The 22,257-nt window shown below is 67.1% G+C and carries 18 protein-coding genes; 5 read left to right on the top strand and 13 right to left on the bottom strand.

From position 1 onward, the window contains the following. Positions 1–60: 60 nt before the first annotated feature. The 7 genes from AAFP30_RS02410 to AAFP30_RS02380 form a co-directional block, all read right to left on the bottom strand. A complete protein-coding gene (locus AAFP30_RS02410; RefSeq protein ID WP_419228228.1) occupies positions 61–1,263 on the bottom strand; it encodes an acetyl-CoA C-acyltransferase in 1,203 nt (400 codons plus the stop codon). Positions 1,264–1,387: 124 nt separating this feature from the next. Further along, entirely contained in the window at positions 1,388–1,972 is a 585-nt protein-coding gene (locus tag AAFP30_RS02405; protein ID WP_419228227.1) for a TetR/AcrR family transcriptional regulator, read from the bottom strand. 153 nt (positions 1,973–2,125) lie between these two features. After that, entirely contained in the window at positions 2,126–2,884 is a 759-nt protein-coding gene (locus tag AAFP30_RS02400) for an SDR family oxidoreductase (protein ID WP_419228226.1), read from the bottom strand. A 108-nt stretch (positions 2,885–2,992) separates the two neighbouring features. After that, the gene (locus AAFP30_RS02395; RefSeq protein ID WP_419228225.1) at positions 2,993–4,369 is read right to left on the bottom strand and encodes an FAD-binding oxidoreductase; all 1,377 of its coding nucleotides are present in this window, start codon (positions 4,367–4,369) and stop codon (positions 2,993–2,995) included. A 131-nt stretch (positions 4,370–4,500) separates the two neighbouring features. Further along, the gene (locus AAFP30_RS02390; RefSeq protein WP_419228224.1) at positions 4,501–7,968 is read right to left on the bottom strand and encodes a BTAD domain-containing putative transcriptional regulator; all 3,468 of its coding nucleotides are present in this window, start codon (positions 7,966–7,968) and stop codon (positions 4,501–4,503) included. Between the two features lie 67 nt (positions 7,969–8,035). After that, the gene (locus AAFP30_RS02385; protein WP_419228223.1) at positions 8,036–9,460 is read right to left on the bottom strand and encodes an MFS transporter; all 1,425 of its coding nucleotides are present in this window, start codon (positions 9,458–9,460) and stop codon (positions 8,036–8,038) included. A 92-nt stretch (positions 9,461–9,552) separates the two neighbouring features. Beyond that, positions 9,553–10,032 (bottom strand): DUF4334 domain-containing protein, encoded by a 480-nt coding sequence (locus AAFP30_RS02380; protein ID WP_419228222.1) that lies wholly within the window; start codon positions 10,030–10,032, stop codon positions 9,553–9,555. A gap of 132 nt (positions 10,033–10,164) precedes the next feature. On the opposite strand from AAFP30_RS02380, the gene AAFP30_RS02375 reads away from it, so the two are divergent. Continuing rightward, positions 10,165–11,733, top strand: a complete 1,569-nt coding sequence (locus AAFP30_RS02375; RefSeq protein ID WP_419228221.1) for a DUF222 domain-containing protein — start codon at positions 10,165–10,167, stop codon at positions 11,731–11,733. Positions 11,734–11,940: 207 nt separating this feature from the next. Here the strand turns inward: AAFP30_RS02375 and AAFP30_RS02370 are convergent, their stop codons facing one another. From AAFP30_RS02370 to sfnG, 5 genes are all read right to left on the bottom strand, one after another. Beyond that, the gene (locus AAFP30_RS02370) at positions 11,941–12,819 is read right to left on the bottom strand and encodes a lysophospholipid acyltransferase family protein (RefSeq protein WP_419228220.1); all 879 of its coding nucleotides are present in this window, start codon (positions 12,817–12,819) and stop codon (positions 11,941–11,943) included. Then, on the bottom strand, positions 12,816–13,625 hold the full coding sequence (locus AAFP30_RS02365; RefSeq protein ID WP_419228219.1) for a GNAT family N-acetyltransferase: 810 nt from the start codon (positions 13,623–13,625) through the stop codon (positions 12,816–12,818). Before AAFP30_RS02365 ends, AAFP30_RS02370 begins: the two co-directional genes overlap by 4 nt. Before the next feature lie 165 nt (positions 13,626–13,790). Next, a complete protein-coding gene (locus AAFP30_RS02360) occupies positions 13,791–14,747 on the bottom strand; it encodes an electron transfer flavoprotein subunit alpha/FixB family protein (RefSeq protein ID WP_419228218.1) in 957 nt (318 codons plus the stop codon). A 60-nt stretch (positions 14,748–14,807) separates the two neighbouring features. Beyond that, entirely contained in the window at positions 14,808–15,593 is a 786-nt protein-coding gene (locus AAFP30_RS02355; RefSeq protein ID WP_419228217.1) for an electron transfer flavoprotein subunit beta/FixA family protein, read from the bottom strand. Positions 15,594–15,785: 192 nt separating this feature from the next. Continuing rightward, positions 15,786–16,910, bottom strand: a complete 1,125-nt coding sequence (sfnG, locus tag AAFP30_RS02350) for a dimethylsulfone monooxygenase SfnG (protein WP_419228216.1) — start codon at positions 16,908–16,910, stop codon at positions 15,786–15,788. 220 nt (positions 16,911–17,130) lie between these two features. Between sfnG and AAFP30_RS02345 the strand changes: the two genes are divergently transcribed. Genes AAFP30_RS02345 through AAFP30_RS02335 form a run of 3 tightly spaced genes read left to right on the top strand, consistent with a single transcriptional unit; the run spans position 17,131 to position 20,739 of the window. Then, positions 17,131–17,898, top strand: a complete 768-nt coding sequence (locus AAFP30_RS02345) for a class I SAM-dependent methyltransferase (RefSeq protein ID WP_419228215.1) — start codon at positions 17,131–17,133, stop codon at positions 17,896–17,898. A gap of 32 nt (positions 17,899–17,930) precedes the next feature. Continuing rightward, positions 17,931–19,439, top strand: coding sequence for a 1,4-alpha-glucan branching protein domain-containing protein (locus tag AAFP30_RS02340; protein ID WP_419228214.1), 1,509 nt, complete (start codon positions 17,931–17,933; stop codon positions 19,437–19,439). Positions 19,440–19,461: 22 nt separating this feature from the next. Then, positions 19,462–20,739 carry a glycosyltransferase family 4 protein gene (locus tag AAFP30_RS02335; RefSeq protein ID WP_419228213.1) on the top strand — a complete coding sequence of 426 codons (1,278 nt, stop codon included), beginning with the start codon at positions 19,462–19,464 and terminating at the stop codon, positions 20,737–20,739. Positions 20,740–20,858: 119 nt separating this feature from the next. Here the strand turns inward: AAFP30_RS02335 and AAFP30_RS02330 are convergent, their stop codons facing one another. Continuing rightward, entirely contained in the window at positions 20,859–21,305 is a 447-nt protein-coding gene (locus AAFP30_RS02330; RefSeq protein ID WP_419228212.1) for a hypothetical protein, read from the bottom strand. Positions 21,306–21,564: 259 nt separating this feature from the next. Between AAFP30_RS02330 and AAFP30_RS02325 the strand changes: the two genes are divergently transcribed. Next, positions 21,565–22,233 (top strand): AIM24 family protein, encoded by a 669-nt coding sequence (locus AAFP30_RS02325; RefSeq protein WP_419228211.1) that lies wholly within the window; start codon positions 21,565–21,567, stop codon positions 22,231–22,233. Positions 22,234–22,257: the final 24 nt, after the last annotated feature.

The raw sequence follows: 22,257 nt of genomic DNA, 5'->3' as shown, positions 1-22,257 counted from the left end.
CGCCCATACATATCGGTGTGCGGCCGATTGTGCCAGTTGCAGAGGGCCCCAGATGATCGATCAGAGCGCCACTTCGAACAATCCCGCGGCACCCATACCGCCACCGACACACATGGTGATCACGACATACCGCACCCCACGACGCTTGCCCTCTATCAACGAATGCCCGACGAGCCGGGCGCCGGTCATGCCGTAGGGGTGACCGACGGAGATCCCGCCGCCGTCGACGTTGAACCGCTCCGGATCGATGCCGAGCTCGTCACGGCAGTACACCGCCTGCGAGGCGAAGGCCTCGTTGAGTTCCCAGAGGCCGATGTCGTCGATGGTCAGGTCGTGCTGCTTGAGCAGCTTCGGGATCGCGAAGACCGGACCGATACCCATCTCGTCGGGGGCGCAGCCGGCGACGGCCATGCCCCGGTAGGTGCCCAGCGGCGTCAACCCACGCCGCGACGCCTCGCCGGCCTCCATCAGCACCGACGCGGACGCACCGTCGGACAGCTGGGACGCGTTGCCCGCGGTGATCGACGAGTGCGCGGTGATCTGTCCGTCGGGCAGCACCGTCTTGAGTCCGGCGAGGGATTCCAGCGTGGTGGACGGGCGATTACCCTCGTCGTCGGTCAGTGTCACCTCACGCTCGGACACCTCACCGGTCTGCTTGTCCACCACCTTCATCCGCGACGTCAGCGGCACGATCTCGTCGGCGAACCGGCCGGCCGCTTGCGCGGCCGCCGTGCGTTGCTGAGAGAGCAGCGCCAGTTCGTCCTGCCGCTCGCGGCTCACCTGGTAGCGCTCGGCGACGATCTCCGCGGTATGCAGCATCGGCATGTAGGTGGCCGGCACATGCTCCTGCAGCCACGGGTCGGTGGCCCGGTAGCCGTTCATATGGTCGTTCTGCACCAGCGAGATCGATTCGACCCCACCACCGATGGTGATCTGCATGCCGTCGTGCACGATCTGCTTGGCCGCGGTCGCAATCGCCATCAAGCCTGACGCGCACTGCCGATCCAGGCTCATGCCGGACACCGTGTCGGGCAGTCCGGCACGCAACAACGCCTGGCGGGCGACGTTGCCGCCGGTCGAGCCCTGCTGCAAGGCGCAGCCGAACACGACGTCCTCGACCTCGCCGCCCTCGAGCCCGGCGCGCTGCACCGCATGCTTGATCGCGTGCCCAGCCAACTCTTGGCCTTGCGTGTCGTTGAACGCACCGCGAAAGGCCTTACCGATCGGCGTCCGCGCCGTCGAGACAACAACTGCTTCTCTCATGGAGACTCCATTCCACCGTTATCCGATTGCGGCACGGCATTTCTTGCAAAACTAGCGAAGTGCATAGTTTCTATGCATTTGTATATATCAGGGCGACGGCGAACTCAATGGCCGGAGACGATTCTCACTCGCCGGCGTTGGATCCGACCATGCGCAAAGCCAATTCGACGTACCGCGCGGCAAGCACATCGGCATTGGAATATCGCCGCGACGGGAACCAGCGACTGACGTCGACACACAGCGCGATGATCGCGAGAACGGCGGCGTCAGTGTCGACGGTGTCGAAGTCGCCGCTCGCCTCCCCGGCGTCGACGATGTCGGTGAAGACGTCCGACGTCTTCCGCCGAAGCCGATTGATCGTCCGAAAGTGTTCGGGTGTCAGCGATCTCAGTTCGTACTGCACGACCCGCGCCTGCGCATGGAAGCGCGCGTGGTGGTGCACGTACGCGGTGACCACCGACGCCAGACGCCACGCCGGCGGCCGAGTCGGGTCGTCGGCCTTCCGGAGTGTCTCGAGCGCGGCGTTGTGCCCCTCGAGGCTGACCGCGTACAGCAGTGACTCTTTGGTCTTGTAGTGCGGGTACACCGCGCCCGGACTCAGGTCGAGGCTCGCGGCGATCTCGCGGGTCGACGTCGCGCCATAGCCTTTCGTGGCGAAGATCTCGGTGGCCGCCGCGCGAATGCGTGCGGCCGCCTTGGACGTGCCCACTGACGCGACTCCGTCAGAACCACGCGTAGCCACGTCCGCACCATCCTCTCGCACCACCAGGTACACCGCCGAGACCTACCGACGCACTATACAAGCATCCCGGCCGGTCCGGGTGGACGCTCAAAGATGTTGCGTGCGAACAGTCGCCGACGTTCAGTCCTTCGGTCCGCCGGCCACGTACAGCACCTGACCGGACACGAAACCCGCTCCCTCGCTGGCGAAGAACGAGACGGCGGCGGCGATGTCGGCGGGGGTGCCGGTTCGCGCGACCGGAATCTCCGCGGCCATATGCTTCTTGAAGTCGTCGAATCCGATGCCCATACGTTCCGCGGTCGCCGCGGTCATGTCGGTCTCGATGAAGCCCGGAGCGATCGCGTTGGCGGTGACACCGAACTTGCCGAGCTCGAGCGCCAGGGTCTTGGTGAAGCCCTGGACGCCGGCCTTGGCGGCGGCATAGTTGGCCTGGCCGCGGTTACCGAGCGCGGAGGTGCTCGACAGGTTGACGATGCGCCCCCAGCGGGCCTTGGTCATGTACGCCTGCGCCGCGCGGCTCATCAGGAATGCACCGCGCAGGTGGACCCCCATCACCGCATCCCAGTCGCTGGTCGCCATCTTGAACAGCAGATTGTCCCGGATGATGCCGGCGTTGTTGACCAGTACCACGGGGTCGCCGAGTTCTTCGGCGATCCGCGCCACGCCGGTCGCGACGGCTTCTTCGTCGGCGACGTCGATCCCGACAGCGAGCGCCGTCCCGCCGGCCGCGGCGATCTCGTCGGCGACCTTTTTGCAGGCCACCTCGTCGAGATCGACGACGGCGACGGCGAATCCGTCCTGGGCCAGCCGGGTCGCGACTCCGGCGCCGATGCCTCGTGCCGCTCCGGTGACGATGGCGGTGCGGGTGGGTGTGCTCATTGTTCTCCTCGGGTTCGGCGCTTGGCTCAGAAACTATGCGATCGCATATTTTCTATGCGCATGACTATATTGCGGGTGCGGCCGTCCGCTGTCAAGGGTGCGGGTTGCTCACGCCCGCATGACCTGCCCCACCCGCAGGACTCCGCGCCGATCGTGTTGGTCGGCGAGGGCGGCCAGCCAGGACCGGGTGTCGTCGTCGTAGCACGTGGCGTTGACCGCCGGGTCGGACGATGCAGCGAAGTTCGGCAGGCGACCGCCGGTCGACCACGGTGCCATCCCGTCGATCGTCCGGCCGCTGTCGCCGATCACCGCCTCGGCGATCGGCGGAGCCAGCACGCCGATGGTGGTCAGGGTCAGAGCGGCGTCGCGATGGCACAGCGCGCTGCGCACCGTCGGTTCGTCCGCGAACGCGCCGCCGAGCAGCCGCATTTCGACGACGGTGAGCGCCGACCCCGACGTCGGTCCGGTCGCGTCGAGCAGCGCATCGATGGCGTCGTCGGGCAGGTCATGCAGCAGGGCCGCGCCCTCGTGTGTGGGCATGGGATCGACCGGGTCGGCGTGGATGGCACCGATCGCCGCATACGGCATCGGGCCCACGGCATCGAGCAACGGTGTGGTCACCGCGCGCATGGGGGCGAGGATCTCGGCGTGGTCGGCGAGGTCACCGATGCCTGCATAGCGGACCGCGACGGTGAGCCGTCCGGCCAACATCGGTGGCACACCGGGCATCTCGGGTAGTCGCAACAGAGCCAGCGACGTATTGGCCACCCGCGGCAACGCCAGCGCCCAGTCCCGCCAGGCCCGCACGATCCGGTCTGCTTCAGAACCGTCGAAATAGAGTGCCCCACCGTAGATCTCGGGAACCGGGAGGAGGTCCACGGTGACCTCGGTGATGATCCCGAGCGTGGCCTTGCCGCCACGCAGACCCCAGAACAGTTCCGGATTGAGTTCCGGGGTCGCGATGATGATCTCGCCGTCCCCGGTGACCACGGTGATGGATCGGGCGTGATCCGACGACGCGCCTACGGTGCGCACCAGGGGGCCGATGCCGCCGCCGCTGAGGAATCCGGCGACACCCACCGTTGTCGACGATCCGCACAGCGGTGCGAGTCCGTGCGGTGCGGCGGCGTCGAGCACCGTCTGCCAGCGCACTCCGGCACCGATGCGCGCCACCCGCTTCTCGGGATCGACGTTGCAGACGTCGAGGAGGCCGGTCCGCACGACGATGGAGTGCCCGTCGATCTGTGTGCCGCCGTGACCGGTGGAGTGAACCGCGACGGTCATGCCGGCGTCGCCCGCGAACGCCACCACCGCGGCGACGTCGTCGGCATCGAGAACATCGACGACCGCCCATGGCCGACGCGACACGGCGACGTTGAAACCGTCGATCGGATAACCGGGATCGGTGGGGCGATGTACCGCACCGCGGACAGTGCTGCGCAGGGCGGCGATGTCGGCTTGGTCGAGACTGCGGCTGATGGTCATGGGTGCTCCTGGACTCGGCGGTATCCGCGTTGCGGAGCGGCCGGTGTCGACCGCATCGACAGCGTCGGACGACCGGCTTGCCGCGCGCTTGGAGACGCCTTGGAGTGCAGGTCCGTTCAGCTCTGACCTGTTCAGCGCGGGGCGAGCATGGTGCGGGCGGTGTCGGCGAGTTGGTCGAGGCCCAGGGAGCGGGCGCGGAACTCCACCTCGGTGATCTCGGCGGCGGTGACCGCGGTCGGCGGTCGGCGTCGGGCCGCGAGAAGTCGGCACCGCAGTTCGGACGGCAGACCACCGCCGTTGACCGATACGTCGCGGGCTCGTTGCAGCATCTCGTCGCCGCGGGGGTGGTCGCCGATCAGGTAGTGCAGTTCGGCCAGCGCCAGGGCGACCGGTCCGACGCATCCGACCTGTCCGACGGTGGCAATGAAGTCTCGGTACGGCGTGAGGTAATCGATCAACTGCTGGGCGTATTCGGCGGCTCCGATCTCGGCGACGACGTGGGCCAGCAGCACCGCCTGCGCCAGGGAGGTCCAGATCATCGCGCGGGAGTCGTCGAGCCAGGCGCTCACCATCGACCGGGCGAGGTCCAGATCGCCGTCGGTGCCGGCGATCTTCGCGACCCCGGCGGCCAGCAGGATGACCACGTGGTTGTCGCTGAATTGCTCGGACACCGTCCGCGCCCAGGTCACCGGGTCGAGTCCGCCGGTGTCGACGAACTCGTCGAGCAGCCCGCGTTCGGTGGCCATGGCCATCATGGCGATCGCGCCGCTGCCGGCGACGTAGAGTTCGGTCTGCTCGTGTACCGCGACCGCGGTGCGGAAATGCTCTTTGGCGCGGTCGAATTCGCCGTGCCACACGGCCAGCGACGCCTCCATCCACCGCAGCTGGGCGCGCAGAATCGGCAATCGCAGTCGTTCGCTGCCGGCGATGCCGCGCCGCACATGGCGTTCGGTGGCAGCGACGTCGCCGAGGGCCATCGTGCTCATGGTGAGCACCGCGTCGAGGATGACGCCGTCCACGTCGCGATCGGGATGGTGCAGGCCGCGGAGGCGTTCGGCGAGTGGCGCTGCGGCCGAGGCATGTTCGGCGACACCGGAATAGGTGATCAGTCGGGCGAGGGTGACGTCGGCGACGATCGCGTCGTCGAGGTGCTCCGCGAACTGTTCGGCACGGGTCAGCAGCCCTGCGGGCACTGCCGAATCCCGGTGATAGCACTGACCGATCGCCGCGGCCGCCAGCACCCGCGCCAGACTCGACGGGTCGTCGGCGACGAACTGTTCGGCGTCGACCAATGCCGCCTGAAGGGAGGCGTTGTCGATGTGTGGGCCGATCCACGGCCATGCCCCGCCCGCCCGGATCAGCGCACTCGCCAACCGACCGACAGTCGCGGGGTTGCCCGCCCGAATGGCTTCGTAGAGCCTGGTTTCCACGGTTTCCAGGACCATCTGCACCTGCCCGGCGCGGGCCCATGCCGCCAGCAATTCGATCAGCAGGTCGTCGCGCTCGTCCCGGTCCGGTTCGGCCGTTTCCGCAGTGGTCAGGGCGGCATGGAGGAAATGTGCGGCGTTCGCCGAATCCCACTCGACCGTAGCCGCTCGCGCCGCGTCCCGGCAGGCGGCGACGGCGTCGTGTGCGTCGGCGACGGGCAGCGCCGCGAGCAGATGCGTGGCGCGTCGGGCCGTGGCTGCGGGGGTGTCGGAGCCGTCGAGCAGATCGGCGACGCGTTGATGGATGCGGCACCGCCGTAACGGTCGGATCGTCGCCAATGCTTCGTCCCGGAGCAAGGCGTGCGCGAATCTGGCTCGACCGCTTCCGGTTCCGACCACCAGGATGCGCTCGTCGATCGCTTCGTCGAGACAGTCCGCGAGTTCGTCGAGGTCGCGTTCGGTGACCGCGGCCAGTAGGGTCACGTCGATCTCTTCGCCGAGAACTGCGGCGTGACCGAGGATCTCCAGCACGGTGGGGTCCAGCGATGTCAGCCGCGCGCCGAGCACGGACCGCACGCGCGCGGGGATCATCTCGCGGCGCCGCTCTTCGGCCGGGAGCCGGGCGAACTCGGAGACGAAGAGGGGGTTGCCGCCGGTGCGGCGGGTGAGGGTGTCGATCTCACCGGGCGCCAGGGTTTCGTCGGCGACCGCACGGACGAGTTGGGTGACCTCGTCCCGATTGAGCTGTCCCACTTCGATATGCGCTCCACCCACCCGGGTGACGGCAGTTCGGAATCGCTCGACGTCCGGCCCGCCTTCGTCCTCGCGAACCGTGGCCACGACAGCGATCGGTAGCTGCTGCAGTGCGGTGGTGAGATAGATCAGCAGTCCCACCGACATCGGGTCCGCCCACTGGATGTCGTCGACGACGACGGTGAGCGGGGTCCGGGATGCCGCCGCCTCCAGTATTGTCTGGAGGTTCTCGTAGACGGCGAATCGGGCGGTGTCGGCGTCAGCCCCGGCCGGGATGGCGAGCACGTCGGAAGGGTCGGCGTCGAGTGCCCGGCACAGTTGCCGCATCGGCCACCAGGCCGGGATGCCGTCGGCCTCGGGGCAGCGCACCCACACCACGCGTTCACCGCGCTCGGTCGCCCAACTCGAAACCTCTTCGGCCAGGCGACTCTTGCCGATTCCGGGTGGTCCGGTCAGCAGTGCCCAGCCGACCCGGACACGCGTCGTGGCCAGCGCCGAACGTAACTGTGCGAGCTCGGCTTCCCGCCCCACCAGCGCGCCGGCATCGGGCGCCGGCGACGCGAAATGGTCAGTGCGCCTTGGCTCTGCCGTCGGAGTCCCCTCGTCCTCCTTCGGTTCGGGCACGGCGGGGGCCCCGGACCAGTGCGGCGGGCGGGGCCAGGCCGCGATGACTGGATCGTGGTGCAGGATCGCGCGGTGTAGTTCGACGAGTTCGGCACTCGGGTCGAGGCCGAGTTCGGTTCCGAGGGTGCGCTGATGATCGGCATAGACCTCGAGCGCCTCGGTGGGCCGGCCCGCCCGGTAGAGCGCGACCATGTGCAACCACACCCCGCGGTCCCGCAACCGATCACGTGCGCGCAGGGCGACGATCTCACTCAACGCGCCGCCGACGTCACCGATGGCGAGCAAGGCGGTGGTGTGGGTTTCGCCGACGGCGGCATGCAACTCGTCGAGCGACGCGTATTCGGCAGTGATCCACGAACTTTCCCGATCGGCGATGGCCTCGGGTTCTCCGCGCCAGAGTGCGAGCGCGTCGGTCGAGGACTCGAGGGCGTCATCCCACCGGTGCCCGTCGCGGGCCGTGCGCGCGGCGTCGACGAGACGGCCGAAGTCGGCGAGGTCGAGACGGTCGTCGGCGAGGTCGAGGCGGTAGCCGCCGCTGACCCGGCCGATCGGCGACGGTTCCCCACTATGCCGCAGGGCGCGACGGAGATTGGAGATGTAGGCCTGCAGGCTCGTGGTGGCCGCAGCCGGCGGCTCGGCACCCCACACCGCGCCGATCAGTCGGTCGGTCCCGACGATCCCGCCGCGCGCGAGCAGCAATGCGACGAGCACCGCACGCTGTTTCGGTGGCCCGAGCTCGAGGGCGCGGCCATCGCGGCGCACCTCGAGCGGACCCAGCACCAGATACTCTCGCACGCAGTAACCCTCGGTCGGTGTGGACGCTCGTGGTGAAAGTGTATGGCCAGTTGACCGCTCCCCCACACTAACCGCGGACATCGGCGGCGAGCGGCGCCTCGAGTTCGGTGTCGTCGTCGACCGTCGCCCGGGCGCGGCGCATCGTCGCGACCACCAATATCGCTCCGCCCAACGCGATCGCACCGCTCACCCAGAGCGCGACCCGCAGGCCGTCGACGAAACCGTCGGGTGAACCGCCGGTGAGGACCGAGTCGGCGGGAAAGAGTGCGCCGAGCATCGCGACTCCGAGCGCGATGCCCGACTGCCGGAAGGCGTCGTTGATGCCGGAGGCGAGGCCGGCGTCGTCGTGGTGGCTTTCGGCGAGCACCACGCCGCTCATCACCGGGTTGAAGATGCCGGCACCGATGCAGGCGAGGGCGAAGCCGCCGGTGAGTTCCCAGCCGTTGCCGTTGGTGTCGACGACCGTCATCCAGGCCAGTCCTGCGGCGACCGCGAGCAGCCCGCCGGCCAGCAGCGGCCACGGCCGAACACGGACCAGGATGCGGTCGACGACGCCCGCGGCCACCAGCATCAGCAGCGTTCCCGGGAGGTAGACCAGTCCCGCCTCGATCGGCGACATGCCCGCGACGCCCTGCAGGTAGATGGTCACGTACACGAAGACCGAGAACATCGATGCCGAGATGGCGAAGGTGGCGACCTGCGCCCCCGCAAAGCCCGCGTTGGCGAACATCGACAACGGTAGCATCGGCTGCGGCACAATCGATTCGACGACCAAGAACAGAGCTGCCGCGACGGCGGCCACGGTGAGCGCAGCCAGGGTCGTGGCGTCCGACCAGCCCTGGGAGTGGGCCTCGAACAGTCCATAGGTCAGCGCGCCGAGTGCGACCATCACGGTCAACTGACCGAGGACGTCACCGCGACGCGGTGCGCTGCTGCGCGATTCGTCGATCCAGGCGACGCCGCACAGCATCAGCGCACCCAGCGGCACGTTGATGACGAAGATCGCGCGCCAGTCGATCGTCTGGGTGAGCACCCCACCCAGGAGTGGTCCCACCGCGAACGACGCCCCGATGGTCGCGCCGAAGGCGGCCAGCGCGGTGGTGCGTTGTGCGCGACCGGGAAAGGCGTGGGCCAGCAACGCGAGGGCGGTGGCGAACAGCAGCGCCGCCGCCAAGCCCTGGACGACGCGGGCGATGTTGAGCATCAACATGCCGTCCGACAGCGAGCAGATCGCCGATGCCACAGTGAAACCGATTGCACCGATGATGAATACGCGACGACGCCCAACGCGATCAGCCCAGGCGCCTGCGGTGAGCACCACCGTCGCCAACGCCAGGGTGTAGCCATCGATCACCCATTTGAGGGAGTTCAGGTCGGCGTCGAACTCCCGCGCCATCGACGGGAGTGCGGTGTTGACGACGGCGATGTCGAGCATGAGCATGGCCGTGGCGGTACACAGTACGGCGAGCGTGATCTTCTGAGATCGGGTCATGGCGGTGTCCTTCGTTCGAGTGGATTCGACGAAGGACACCGTCGCCCGGGCCGCTTGGATCGGCCTTGGTCAATCCTTGGTGCGCGTGCCTGTCACACGCGCTCGAGATAGAAGTAGAGATGCTGGCCGTCGACGACTCCCCCTGTGCCGTTCATGATGCCCATGACAGTGTTCTCGTCGACCCGCTTGAAGTGATCGATGACGGGCTGCCCGTCGTACACCATCGACGCGGTCACCTCGCCGCGGAACTCGATCGACCACAGGCTGGCCTCGCCCTTGCCGAGCTTCGTGTTGGAGAACAGGGTGCCCTCGGCGTCGCGGCAGATCAGCGGCTGCACGTCGGTGCGCGAGGTGAAGGTCTTGCCGTACCAGCCGGACTTCTCGAGCAACCCGTTGGCGGCGTGGCCGGTGACGAACTCGCCACCCTTCCAGGCACCGAACAGTTCCGCTGGTTTCAGGGTGGTCAGGCCTGCCCAGATGGCGTCGAGGTCGGCGTCGTCGACGAGGCCGTCGGCAGCGCGGAGTTCGGTAAAGCGCTGCTGGGCTTCGGTGCGCGTCAGCGAGATTGTCATGCGGAGAGCATACATATATGAGATATGTGACCAGATTTTCGCAACTGGCCTGCCGCGGGCGGCCCTTGCCACAGGTAGCCGAGCGGCGTAGACTATCGAACATCAGTTCGAGAACCTGGGGGGTGAGGCTCGATGACCAGCAGCAATGAGAGTGGCGACACCGGCGCGGAGATCGTCGGGCTCTACCGCGAACTCGACGACGTGCTGGATCGGATCGCGGCGTCGTCAACGACGTCCGCCTCGCGCGACGAGGTGCTGGCGGTTGCCGAATCCCATGAACGGTCCGCGCGGCGGATGGCCTACCTCGGGTTGCGGCGGGTGATGGATTGCTCGGACCGCGGGGTGACGGAACGCGAGGGGTTCAGTCGACTCACCGACTTCATGGTGCTGCACCTGCGGATCACCGATCCGGGTCGACGCCGCAAGTTGATGGCAGCGTTGTTGTCGATGTACTCGCTGACCGGGGACGTCCTGGACCCGAAGCTGCCGAACCTGGCGGCCGCATTCGCCGAGGGGGCGATCGGCCCCGACCATGCGTTGACGGTGATCAAGATTCTCGACAAGATCCCGGCCGGTGTCGAGCCCGAGTTGCGGGACAAGGCCGAACAGGTGATGGCCGGCTACGCCCGCGATCACGAACCCAAAGAACTCATCGTCCTGGGTGCCGAACTGTTGGCACACCTCGACCCCGACGGCACACTCGCCGATGACAAGGACCGGGCCCGACGGCGCAGCCTCGAGTTGTCCAAGCAGGATGCCGATTTGATGAGCAGTCTGGAAGGACGCCTCGACTCGGTCACCCGAGCGCTGTTGGATGTGGTGTTCGCGGCCTGGGCAGCTCCCGGAATGAACATGCCGAACGATCCCGACTCGCCGCAGGGCAGCAGCGACGACGTCGACATGGAGGTTCTGAAGAAGGCGGCCGAGCGGGACTACCGCACCCCCGCCCAACGCAATCACGATGCGCTGCACGCACTGCTGGATGCTGTCGTCAACGGCGGAGTCCTCGGGAAAAGTCATCGAGGCCTGCCGCCGCATCTGATCATCTCCATCACCGACACCGCGCTACGGGAACAGGCCGGGGTGGCCACCACCGCCAGCGGTGCGCTGCTGCCGATCTCGCAGGTGATCGAGTTGGCCGCCGACGCACAACAACACCTCGCAGTCTTCAAAGATCACAGTGCCGAGCCGTTGTATTTGGGTCAGGCCCACAGGTTTGCCAACCAGGCACAACGGTTCATGCTGTTCGCCCGGGACGGCGCGGTGTGTACCTGCCCGAACTGCACGCAGCCGTTCACTCATCTCGAAGCTCATCATGCGGAAAAGGATTGGGCGCAGGGCGGGTTCACCGATGTCATCGACTTGGCCGGGGCGTGCGGGAAACACAATCGGATGGTCGGGGATAATCCGGGTCAGTGGTCGACCCACATGATCAAGGACGGCCCCGATGCCGGTCGACCCGCGTGGGTGCGTAATGGGCGTGACGGACGCCGCGGGAAGCCGCAGGTCAACCGGAGCGGGATCGTCGGGGCGGAGTTGGCACGCCGATTGCGGGAACGGCACCGACCACCGGATAAGGAGAAGGACTCGCGCACAGTCGAATCCGCACCCAGTACCGGACCACCGGACAAACCGGAAGAACGACGACGGGTGCCGCGTTTGATTGCGTCAGGATGGGCGGTCAATCCGCTCGACCTGTAACCGTTCTCGCTCCCTGAGGAGGTCCGGAGCGCTAGCGGAGGACCGTCCCCTCCCGCTCCCTGAGGAGGTCCGGAGCGCTAGCGGAGGGCCGTCTCGAAGGGCCATGGACGGCCTCTCACCAGGCCCTTCGTGGCTCGTCGCTAACGCTCCTCACACCTCAGGGATCGGGGGGTCTTCACACCACAGGGATCCGGGGGTCTTCACACCTCAGGAAGCGAAGGGGTAAGAGGGCGCCAGCAACCGCTCACACCGGGCCGCGAGGACCCGGCGATCCGCCGTGGGCAACTGAAGTTCGTGGACGCGGACGTGCATCGTGAGGCCGCGGGTGCGCAGGACTCGGCGCAGGGTGTCGGCGGGAGTGTCGTCGCCGATGAAACTCGCTGCCGTCGACGTACCCGCGGGCGTGTGGAAGCCGAGGCGCACCGGGATCACCGGAACTCCGGCGTCGATGGCGGCCTGGAAGAACGCGGGTCGGAAGCGTCCCTGTTCGGCGCCGCACCAGGTGGTGCCCTCCGGGAAAACCGCAACCGAGCTGTCACGGTGCAGCCGCGCGACGGCGTCGGCGACGACAGTCGGCAGAGTGCGGAGCGAATCGCGCTCGATGGTAATGACGCCGAACCGCCGCGCGAGACCGGAGATCACCGACATGTGCGCGACGTCGGACTTGGCGACGAAGTGCGCGGGACTGACCACGGCGAGCGCGAGGATGTCCAGGTACGAGATGTGGTTCGCCACCACGAGTCCGCGTGTGCTGGAGGCATACGGGCGCCGGTCGTCGACGTCAATCCGCACCCCGATCGCGGACAATAGACCACGCGAGGCCATCCGCAGGTACCGGCGGCGCACGATGCGCGGCGTCATCGAGACCATCGCGCCCACCACGACGAGCATCAACACCGTGACCGCGAGTCGGATCAGGCGCAGCGCCACCATCAGGCGACCAACCGCAGCATCGGGATCGGTTGCGCGACAATGCTCGCCACACGGACTCGTCGGGTACCACGCGTGCCGTAGCGGTACCGGGCGGGGCGTGACGAGTACGTCGTCGTCGGAGAGGAGTTCCGGGGTGGCCAGCAGCGCGGTCATACCGTGCTCGCAGGCGCGAGTCGGGTTGCCGCGGAACGTAATCGATCGAGATACCGGGTGTTGCCGGAGGCGTGGTCGATGATCGTGACGAAGTCGCCGACATCGAAGATCTCGTCGATTGCCGGCTCGCCGCACACCCGCGCACCCAGCCGCAGGTACGCACGCAGCAGCGGCGGAAGATTCACGGCGCCAGGCGGTTCGATGTCGTCGAGCAACTGTCCATCCACCTGCGGTCGGTGATGCGGATAGACAGGCCACGGCGCACTATGCTTGTCACGCAACGTGTCTCGCACACCACGTAGTCCCGAGCCGCGAGCGCCGATGCCGCTCAACGGGACCGAAACACATCCCATCAGGTATTGGTGATCGCCGTCGTCGAGGTACTGCAGGAGCGCGGCCCACATGAGCGCGGTGGTCGAGCCCTGACGGTGGCCAGCGGCGACGCAGACGCGGCCCATTTCAACTGTGGCCGACAAGATTTCGCGAAGTCCACCGATGTCGAACTCGGTGGCGGTGTACCAGCCGCCGGCATCGACCGCCCGCGCCGACCGCAGCAGTCGGGCGCAGCCGATGACGCCGTCCTCGTGGTGCCGCACGATCAGGTGATCACAGAACTCGTCGAAGCGGTCGGCGTCGAGGCCGGTGGCGGCGTCGCCGATGGCGTCGGAGAATCCGGGCTCGGCGGCGAACACCCGGTAGCGCAGTCGTTGGACGGCGTCGATGTCGGCCGGGTCGTCGGAGATCTCGACGGTGAGTGCGCCGGTATCGAGGATCGTCCGGGGGCGTGTCGCGATCGTGACTGTCATGCCCTGATGAAAGCCAGGTCGGACAACCTGACGGCGACGGCGACGTGTCGTGTCGGTACCACGACCGTGAAATCCGTCGCGCTCAGGTGAACGGACCCCGACACGCACGTGGCCCCTCGGACACGAGGTCCGAGGGGCCAGGTAAAGCTGTCAGCGCTGTGGCGCTCAGCCCTTGCGCTTCTTGACCTCTTCGGTCAGTTGTGGTGCGACGTTGAACAGGTCGCCGACGATGCCGTAGTCGGAGATTTCGAAGATCGGTGCTTCTTCGTCTTTGTTGACCGCGACGATGGTCTTCGAGGTCTGCATGCCGGCACGGTGCTGGATGGCACCGGAGATGCCGAGCGCGACGTAGAGCTGCGGGGAGACGGTCTTACCGGTCTGACCGACCTGAAACTGGCCCGGGTAGTAACCGGAGTCGACCGCGGCGCGCGAGGCACCGACGGCGGCACCGAGCGAGTCGGCGAGCTCTTCGACGACGGTGAACTTGTCGGCACTGCCCACGCCACGACCACCGGAGACCACGATCGACGCCTCGGTGAGTTCGGGACGGTCGCCACCGACGTTCGGCTCGACGCTGGTGATCTTCACGCCGCCATCCTGGTCGGGGACCTCGACGTCGACACGCTCACCGGCACCAGCTTGCGGTGCGGCCTCGACGCCACCGGGACGGACCGAGATGATCGGCACGTCGCCCTTGGCCTGCGCTTCGACGGTGAACGCGCCACCGAAGATCGAATGCACCCCGACACCGCCTTCTTTGACGTCGATGACGTCGGCGAGCACACCCGAGCCCAGGCGCACGGCCAGCCGGCCGGCGATCTCCTTGCCGTCGGCGGTGGCCGCGACGATGATGCCCGCAGGGGAGGCCTGCTCGGCGACCGCCGAGAGCACATCGACCTGCGGGGAGATCAGGTAGCCCGCGGCGTCGTCGGATTCGGCGACGTAGACCTTCTCGGCGCCGGCCTCTTTGAGACCGTCGATAATACTGTCGGCGCCGCCGGGCTTGCCGACGACGACCGCGGCCGGGGTGCCCAGCGCGCGGGCGGCGGTGATGAGTTCGCTGGTGACCTTCTTCAGGGCGCCTTCGGCGTCCCGCTCAACGAGCACAAGTACTTCAGCCATGATTGGTTTCTTCTCCTACACGAGTGTGGTGGGTATCGCCAGAGGGATGTCCGGAACAGATCAGATGATCTTCTGCGACACCAGGTATTCGGCGACCTTGGTGCCACCATCGCCCTCGTCGGCGACACGCTCGCCGGCGGTCTTCGGGGGCTTGGGGGTCGAGGCGAGGACCGTCGAGCCGGCGTTCTCCAGACCCACATCCGAGGCCTCGACGTCGATCTCGGCCAGGGTGACGACCGCGACTTCCTTCTTCTTGGCGGCCATGATGCCCTTGAAGGACGGGAAACGCGGCTCGTTGATCTTCTCGTTGACGCTCACGATGGCCGGCAGCGATGCTTCGACGTGGTAGATACCGTCGTCGGTCTCGCGCTCGCCCTTGAGGGTGTCGCCGTCGACCTCGAGTTTGCGCAGATGCGTCAGGTGCGGCAGTTCCAGGTACTCGGCGATCATCGCGGGGATCGCACCGACACGACCGTCGGTGGCTTCGTTGCCGGCGATGACCAGCTCGACACCCTCGACGGTGCCCAGTGCGCGGGCCAGGACGTAGGCGGTCTGCACCGCGTCCGAGCCGTGCAGGCTGTCGTCCTGGATGTGGATGGCCTTGTCCGCACCCATCGACAGTGCCTTGCGGATGGCCTCGGTGGCCCGTGCGGGTCCGGCGGTCAGGATGGTGACCTCTCCGCCCGAGGCTTCCTTGATCTGCAGCGCCTCTTCCACGGCCCGCTCGTTGATCTCATCGATGACCGCATCAGCGGCCTCACGGTCCAGTGTGTAATCGCCGTCGGTGAGCTTGCGCTCGGAGTACGTATCGGGGACCTGCTTGATCAGAACGACAATATTTGTCATGGGTCTACGTCGACCTCCTGCGTTGGTTAGAGCATCTTACCGCCCAGTAAGTTGCTATGGGTCTTTCCCACTTTAGCGCGGTGCTGTAGGACACAAAACATCGACTACCTCACACAACGGGCAGGTGGCGGGCGAGGCACGACGACGGCCCGCCGCGCACTGGCGCGACGGGCCGTCGGGTGCCAGATGCCCTTATACGCCCACAAGCACGTGGTTTGCCGAGCGTTCGCTCGCCTCGATCTCCCGAACCAGCGGCAGAACACGCTCGCCGAAGTATTCGATCTCCTCCTGGAAATGCAGGAATCCGCCGAGAATGAGATCAACGCCACGTTTGCGGTACGCCGCGATGCGCTCGGCGATCTGCTCCGGCGTGCCGATCAGACCGGTCCGGAAACCGTCGTTGTACTGCACGAGGTCCTCGAACGTCGAGTCGGCCCACATGCCCTTGCGGTCGGCGGTCGAGCTGCCGGCTTGTTGCACCGCGCTCCGGAATCCCTCGACCGCGGGACGGTTGGCCTTCTCCACGATCTCCCGCAGGACGTCGCGGGCTTCCTTCTCGGTGTCCCGCGCGATGATGAAGCCGTTGAGCCCGAACCGCACCTCGCGACCGACCTCGCGGGCTGCAGCCTGCACGTCGACGATCTGTTCGGTGACGCCGTCGAAGTCCTTACCGTTGGAGAAGTACCAGTCGGAGTGCCGTCCGCCGTTGCGCCGTGCGGCCGCCGAGTTGCCGCCCTGGAACAGCTCAGGGTTGGGGCGCTCAGGGGTGTTGAGCGGTTTGGGCTTGAGGGTGAAGTCATGGATGCGGTAGAAGTCGCCGCGGAAATCGACGTTGTCCTCGGTCCAGATCTTGCGGATGACCTCGAGGAACTCGGCGCTGCGCCGGTAGCGTTCGTCGTGCTCGAGCCACGGTTCGCCCAGGTGGGTGAACTCGTCCTTGAACCAGCCGCTGACCACGTTGATGGCGAACCGGCCGTGCGACAGATGGTCGGCGGTGGCGCCGAGCTTGGCCAGCACGGCCGGATGCCACAGGCCGGGATGCACGGCTGCGATGACCTTCAGACGTTGCGTCGCCAGCAGCAGCGCCAGACTGAAACTTGTTGACTCGTGCTGGAATTCGGCGCCGTAACTGGCCTCGTAGCGCACCTGGGAGAGCGCGTACTCGAAGCCGTTGTTCTCCGCGGTCTGCGCGAGCTTGATGTTGTAGTCGTAGCCCCAGTCGGTGCGCTGCTCGATGGTGCTGGTCACCAGGCCGCCGCTGACGTTGGGCACCCAGTAGGCGAACTTGATCTCGTCGGATACCGATTCGGTGGTCATGGCGCGCTGCTGTCCTCCCGCATGTGGTCCAGTGGCGCTCTTTGCGCACGACAAGGCCCACACATGTTGTGTGTCAATTGAATTGCAGATCTCGTCGGGTACCCATCGGAGTTCGGGCTGCCCTGCTCACCATCGCAACATCCGGCCGCGCGATGGGTCAACGATAGGTTCAGTGTGAGCAAAAGGAGGCCCTGACCGGGCATGCCCTACGCTCTTTGGGATGACCGACGCACACGAGACCCTCGCGCTGACCGGCGAGCGGACCGTCCCGGGGATTCCCGAGGAGAATTACTGGTTCCGCCGTCACGAGGTCGCCTACGCGTTCGTTCTCGACCGCTGCGCCGGCCGCGACGTGTTGGAGGCCGGGTCGGGCGAGGGTTACGGCGCGGCCATGCTCGCGACGGTCGCGTCGTCGGTGACCTGCGTCGATTACGACGAATCGGCGGTCGAGCACACCCGTCGCCGCTACCCCGGACTGATCGTCCACCAGGGCAATCTGATCGAGTTGCCGCTGCCCGATGCGTCCGTCGACGTGGTGGTGAACTTCCAGGTGATCGAGCATCTGTGGGATCAGGCGGCGTTCGTCGCCGAATGCCACCGGGTACTGCGGCCCGGCGGGGTGTTACTGATGTCGACGCCGAATCGGGTCACCTTCTCCCCCGGGCGCGACACACCCCTCAACCCCTTCCACACGCGTGAACTCAACGCGGCCGAGCTGACCGAACTGCTGGTCGACGGCGGTTTCTCGGTGTCGTCGATGCTCGGCAGCTATCACGCACCGCGCCTGGCCGACCTCGATGCGAAGTGGGGCGGCTCGTTCATCGACGCGCAGATCGAGCGGGCGCTGGCCGGCGAACCGTGGCCGAGCGACCTCGCCGACGACGTCGCGGCGATCACCAGCGACGATTTCCACATCCTCGACGCGCGCGACCCAGGCGTCGACATCGACGCGAGCCTGGATCTGCTCGCCGTCGCCGTGCGGTCCTGATCGGCCCGGCAGTCGTGTCATCATCTGCCGCCGTGCCGGGTCAGTTCACGCTGGTCCTGCACTCCCACCTGCCCTGGCTCGCCAATCATGGGCGCTGGCCGGTCGGCGAGGAATGGCTCTATCAATCGTGGGCCGCGTCGTATCTGCCGGTGTTCGCGATGCTGCGCCGTCTCGCCGACGACGGTCTGCGCGACCAGTTCTCGCTCGGCATCACCCCGGTGCTCGCCGCCCAGCTCGACGACCCGCACTGTGGCGCCTCGATGTATGAATGGTTGGCGGACTGGCAATTACGCGCCACCGAGGCAGCCGTCGATGCCGACCCGGATCGGCAGGCGCTCGGGCAGCGTGAGTACCGCGCCGCGGCCGATGCCCTCGCCGGCTTCGAAACCCATTGGCGCCATGGCGGAAGCCCGCAGATCCGAGCCCTGGCCGCCGCCGGTGTGGTGGAGATCCTCGGCGGTCCGCTCGCGCATCCCTTTGCACCCCTGCTGAATCCGCGACTGCGAGACTTCTCACTCCGGGAGGGGCTCGCCGACGCGCACGCGCGCTGGGGCTACGACCCGACCGGCATCTGGGCACCCGAGTGCGCCTTCGCGCCCGGGATGGAAACCGAGTACGCCGCCGCCGGGGTCGGGCACTTCATGGTCGACGGCCCCACCCTGCACGGGGATACCGCGCTCGGCCGCCCGGTCGGCGACACCGATGTGGTGGCGTTCGGTCGCGACCTCGTCGTCTCCTACCGCGTGTGGTCGCCGAAGTCCGGGTATCCCGGCCACGCCGCCTATCGCGACTTCCACACCTACGATCACGCGACCGGTCTCAAACCGGCGCGGGTCACCGGCCGCACGGTGGCCTCGGAGGACAAGAAGCCCTACGAGCCGGAACGTGTCGATGCGGTGATCGACCGGCACGTCGACGACTTCGTCGCACAGGTGCGGCGGCGACTGATCGCCGAATCGGAGCGGCAGGGACGTCCGGCGCTGGTGGTGGCCGCCTTCGACACCGAACTGTTCGGCCACTGGTGGCACGAGGGACCGGTCTGGCTGGAACGCGTGCTGCGTCGACTGCCCGAGGCCGGCGTCCAGGTGGGCACGCTCGCGTCGGCGAAGCGGGACGGATTCGTCGGCGAGCCGGTCGACCTGCCGGCGTCGTCGTGGGGATCGGGCAAGGACTGGCGGGTGTGGAACGGTCCGCAGGTACAGCACCTGGTGCAGCTCAACGCCGAGGTCACCGACACCGCGCTCGACACCGTCGACAAACTGGTCGGACCCGGCTCGGTGCGCAGCCTCGTTGCCGATCAGATTGTGCGGGAGGCGCTGCTCACCGTCTCCTCGGATTGGCCGTTCATGGTGTCCAAAGACACCGCGGCGGCTTACGCTGTGGATCGGGCGCACAAACATGCGCACGCGACTCGGGAGATCTGCGACGCCGCACTCTCCGGGCGGGACGCGCGGGCCGCGACGCTGGCCGGTAACTGGGCATGCGCGGACAACTTGTTCAGGGGGCTCGATGCACGACGATTACGCGGTGGCCTGAGGTGAACACCGCACTGGGGGTGGGGCGATGAAGATCTTGATGGTGTCGTGGGAATACCCACCGGTGGTGGTCGGCGGGCTCGGTCGGCACGTCCATCACCTGGCCACCGAGTTGGCCGAGGCGGGCCACGACGTCGTCGTGCTCACCCGCCGACCGACCGGCACCGACGCCGTCAGTCACCCCACCACCGACACGCACGTCGACGGCGTGCGCATCCTGGCGGTCGCCGAGGATCCGCCGGCGTTCCAGTTCGGCCGCGACATGATGGCCTGGACACTGGCGATGGGCCACGCGTTCATCCGCGCCGGTTTGAAAGCCTTTGCCGGCGAACGACACTCGGATACCGAGGCGGGATGGGAACCCGATGTGGTGCACGCCCACGACTGGCTGGTGGCACATCCGGCGATCGCACTGGCCGAATTCTTCGACGTCCCACTGGTATCCACCATCCATGCGACCGAAGCCGGCCGGCACAGCGGCTGGGTCAGCGGGCCGGTGAATCGGCAAGTGCATTCGGTGGAATGGTGGCTGGCGCGCGAATCCGATTCGCTCATCACGTGTTCGGCGTCAATGCGCGACGAGGTCACCCGACTCTTCGGCCCGGAGATTCCCGACGTCTCGGTGATCCACAACGGTATTGACATCCGCACGTGGCCGTTCGCGCCGCGACCGGACCGCGCCGGCACGCCGGAGTTGTTGTTCGCCGGGCGACTGGAATACGAGAAGGGCTTGCAGGACCTACTGGCCGCGCTCCCCCGCATCCGGCGCACCCATCCGGGCACCACCCTCACGGTCGCCGGCACCGGCACGCAGCTGGAGTGGCTGGTCGAACAGACCCGCCGGCATCGGGTGACCAAGGCGGTGCGCTTCATCGGCGCCGTCGACCACGCCGAACTCGTCGAACTCATGCACCGCTGCACGGCGATTGTGCTGCCGAGCCGTTACGAGCCGTTCGGCATCGTCGCCCTCGAAGCGGCCGCCACCGGCGCTCCCCTGGTTGTGTCCACCGCAGGCGGACTCGGTGAAGCAGTCAGCGATCCGACGACGGGACTCACCTTCACTCCGGGCGACGTCGCCGGCATCGCGACCGCCGTCCGGGCCACGTTGAGCGATCCGGGTGCCGCCGCCACCCGCGCCCGACGCGCCCGGGATCGGCTGACCGCGGAGTTCTCCTGGGGCGAGGTCGCCGAGCGCACCGTCGGCGTATACCTCGCCGCCAAACGACGCGTACGCCACCCGGTCGGCCGTCCTAACATCCCGGAACGTCCACTGCCCGAACGTGATCCGGGTCCTGCTGAAGTCTGAGCACGTCCGTCGGGACACCTTTCCCGCTGGTCGAGTAAGCCCGGCGACGAAGGAGCCGAGCGCATCGAGACCCACGCTCAACAAACCTCAAAGCGCCACAATTCATTACGAAGGCGTACCTACGATGCGCGATACCTGGCTGGCTCGCCTACACCGCGAGACTGGTCCCCCATCCTTCGCATTTCCTCACGCCAGTCGACGCCGCTGTCGGTTGGAAGTCGGGTCGCCGCAAGCTGAAGTAACGTCTCGGACGACTCGGTACCCGTGGCGTCGTTGACGAGAACCAATGCCCGCGCCGCCGAAACCCTAACGGCCGGGTCCTCACTCCGCTCCACCTGCACCATGATTCTGGTCCAACGGAGTCTGCTCCGCAGGTCTAGGTCACCGAACTCGGGGAGGTCGTACCGCCGAAGTTGCTCGCGCCAATCGTCGCCGACGTCTTCGCGGAGCCGGGTCGTGGCAAGCTTGCGAATCGTCTCAGGCGTGTCATCGCCGGTCGCTTCGTCAAGCAATACTCGGGCGCGCGCCGCCGACACTTGGACGGCGGTCACCTTGATTTGTTTCATGCCCGCTCGCCTCGCTCGTCGCCGAACTCTTGACTGAACTCAGTGTCCGCAATCTCGTTCTCTACTGTAGTGGATTCGACGAAGCCCAGCACCGCATCCAGAGCCGCTTTGGCATGCCATCGCGAGTCATCTGGTCGAAGGAGACCAGTTATCCACAGCGCGTTGCAGCTTGCAGTGCCTCGTTTACCAAGCACTGCGAGTCCTGTGGCCCACAGACCTGGACAATGGGAGTAAACCCGACACCGACCAGGAGCCGACAATGCGCAGTCCCATCTTCGACCAGGCCAACCGCGAGAAGGAGTCCACCGTGCGGTGGACTCTGCAGTCGAGCAAGATGCTGCGGGTCGGGTTCGGCCCGGAAGCGTTGGCCGCCAAGGGCGCAATGGTCGCCTATCAGGGTCAGTTCGACTTCGCGCACGAAGGGTCCGGCAGCATGTCGAACTTCTTCAAGAAGGCGCTCACCAACGAGGGCGGACAGCTGATGCGGGTGCGCGGGCAGGGCGAGGTGTTCTTCGCTCGACGCAACAGCGACGTCTTCACCATCGACCTCGAGGGTGACGCACTGACCATCAACACCTCGAGCCTGCTCGCCTTCGACGCGTCCCTGCAGTGGAACATCACCTCGATCGGCAACGCGGGCATGCTCGCCGGCGGATTGTTCAACCTCACCCTGTCCGGCCAGGGCACGGTCGGGATCACCAGCGACGGCCCGCCGGTGCTCCTAGACTGTTCGGTGCAGCCGACCTACGTCGACCCGCAGGCCGCGGTGTGCTGGTCGGCGAATCTGACACCGGGCGTCAAGAACGACTTCAAGCTCGGGTCACTCGTCGGCCGTGGGTCCGGCGAGTCGTTCCAACTCGCCTTCCACGGACCGGGTTTCGTGGTTGTGCAACCGAGCGAGGGCTTTTCGCTGGGCGGCCCCAACTGACGTGCCCCACTGACGACGCCCCGC

Origin of the sequence: Gordonia sp. CPCC 205515, from assembly GCF_048537925.1 — a bacterium.
Lineage (GTDB): Bacteria > Actinomycetota > Actinomycetes > Mycobacteriales > Mycobacteriaceae > Gordonia.
The sequence above is the reverse complement of the archived record's forward strand: the minus strand, read 5'-3'. Positions and strand labels throughout refer to the sequence as shown.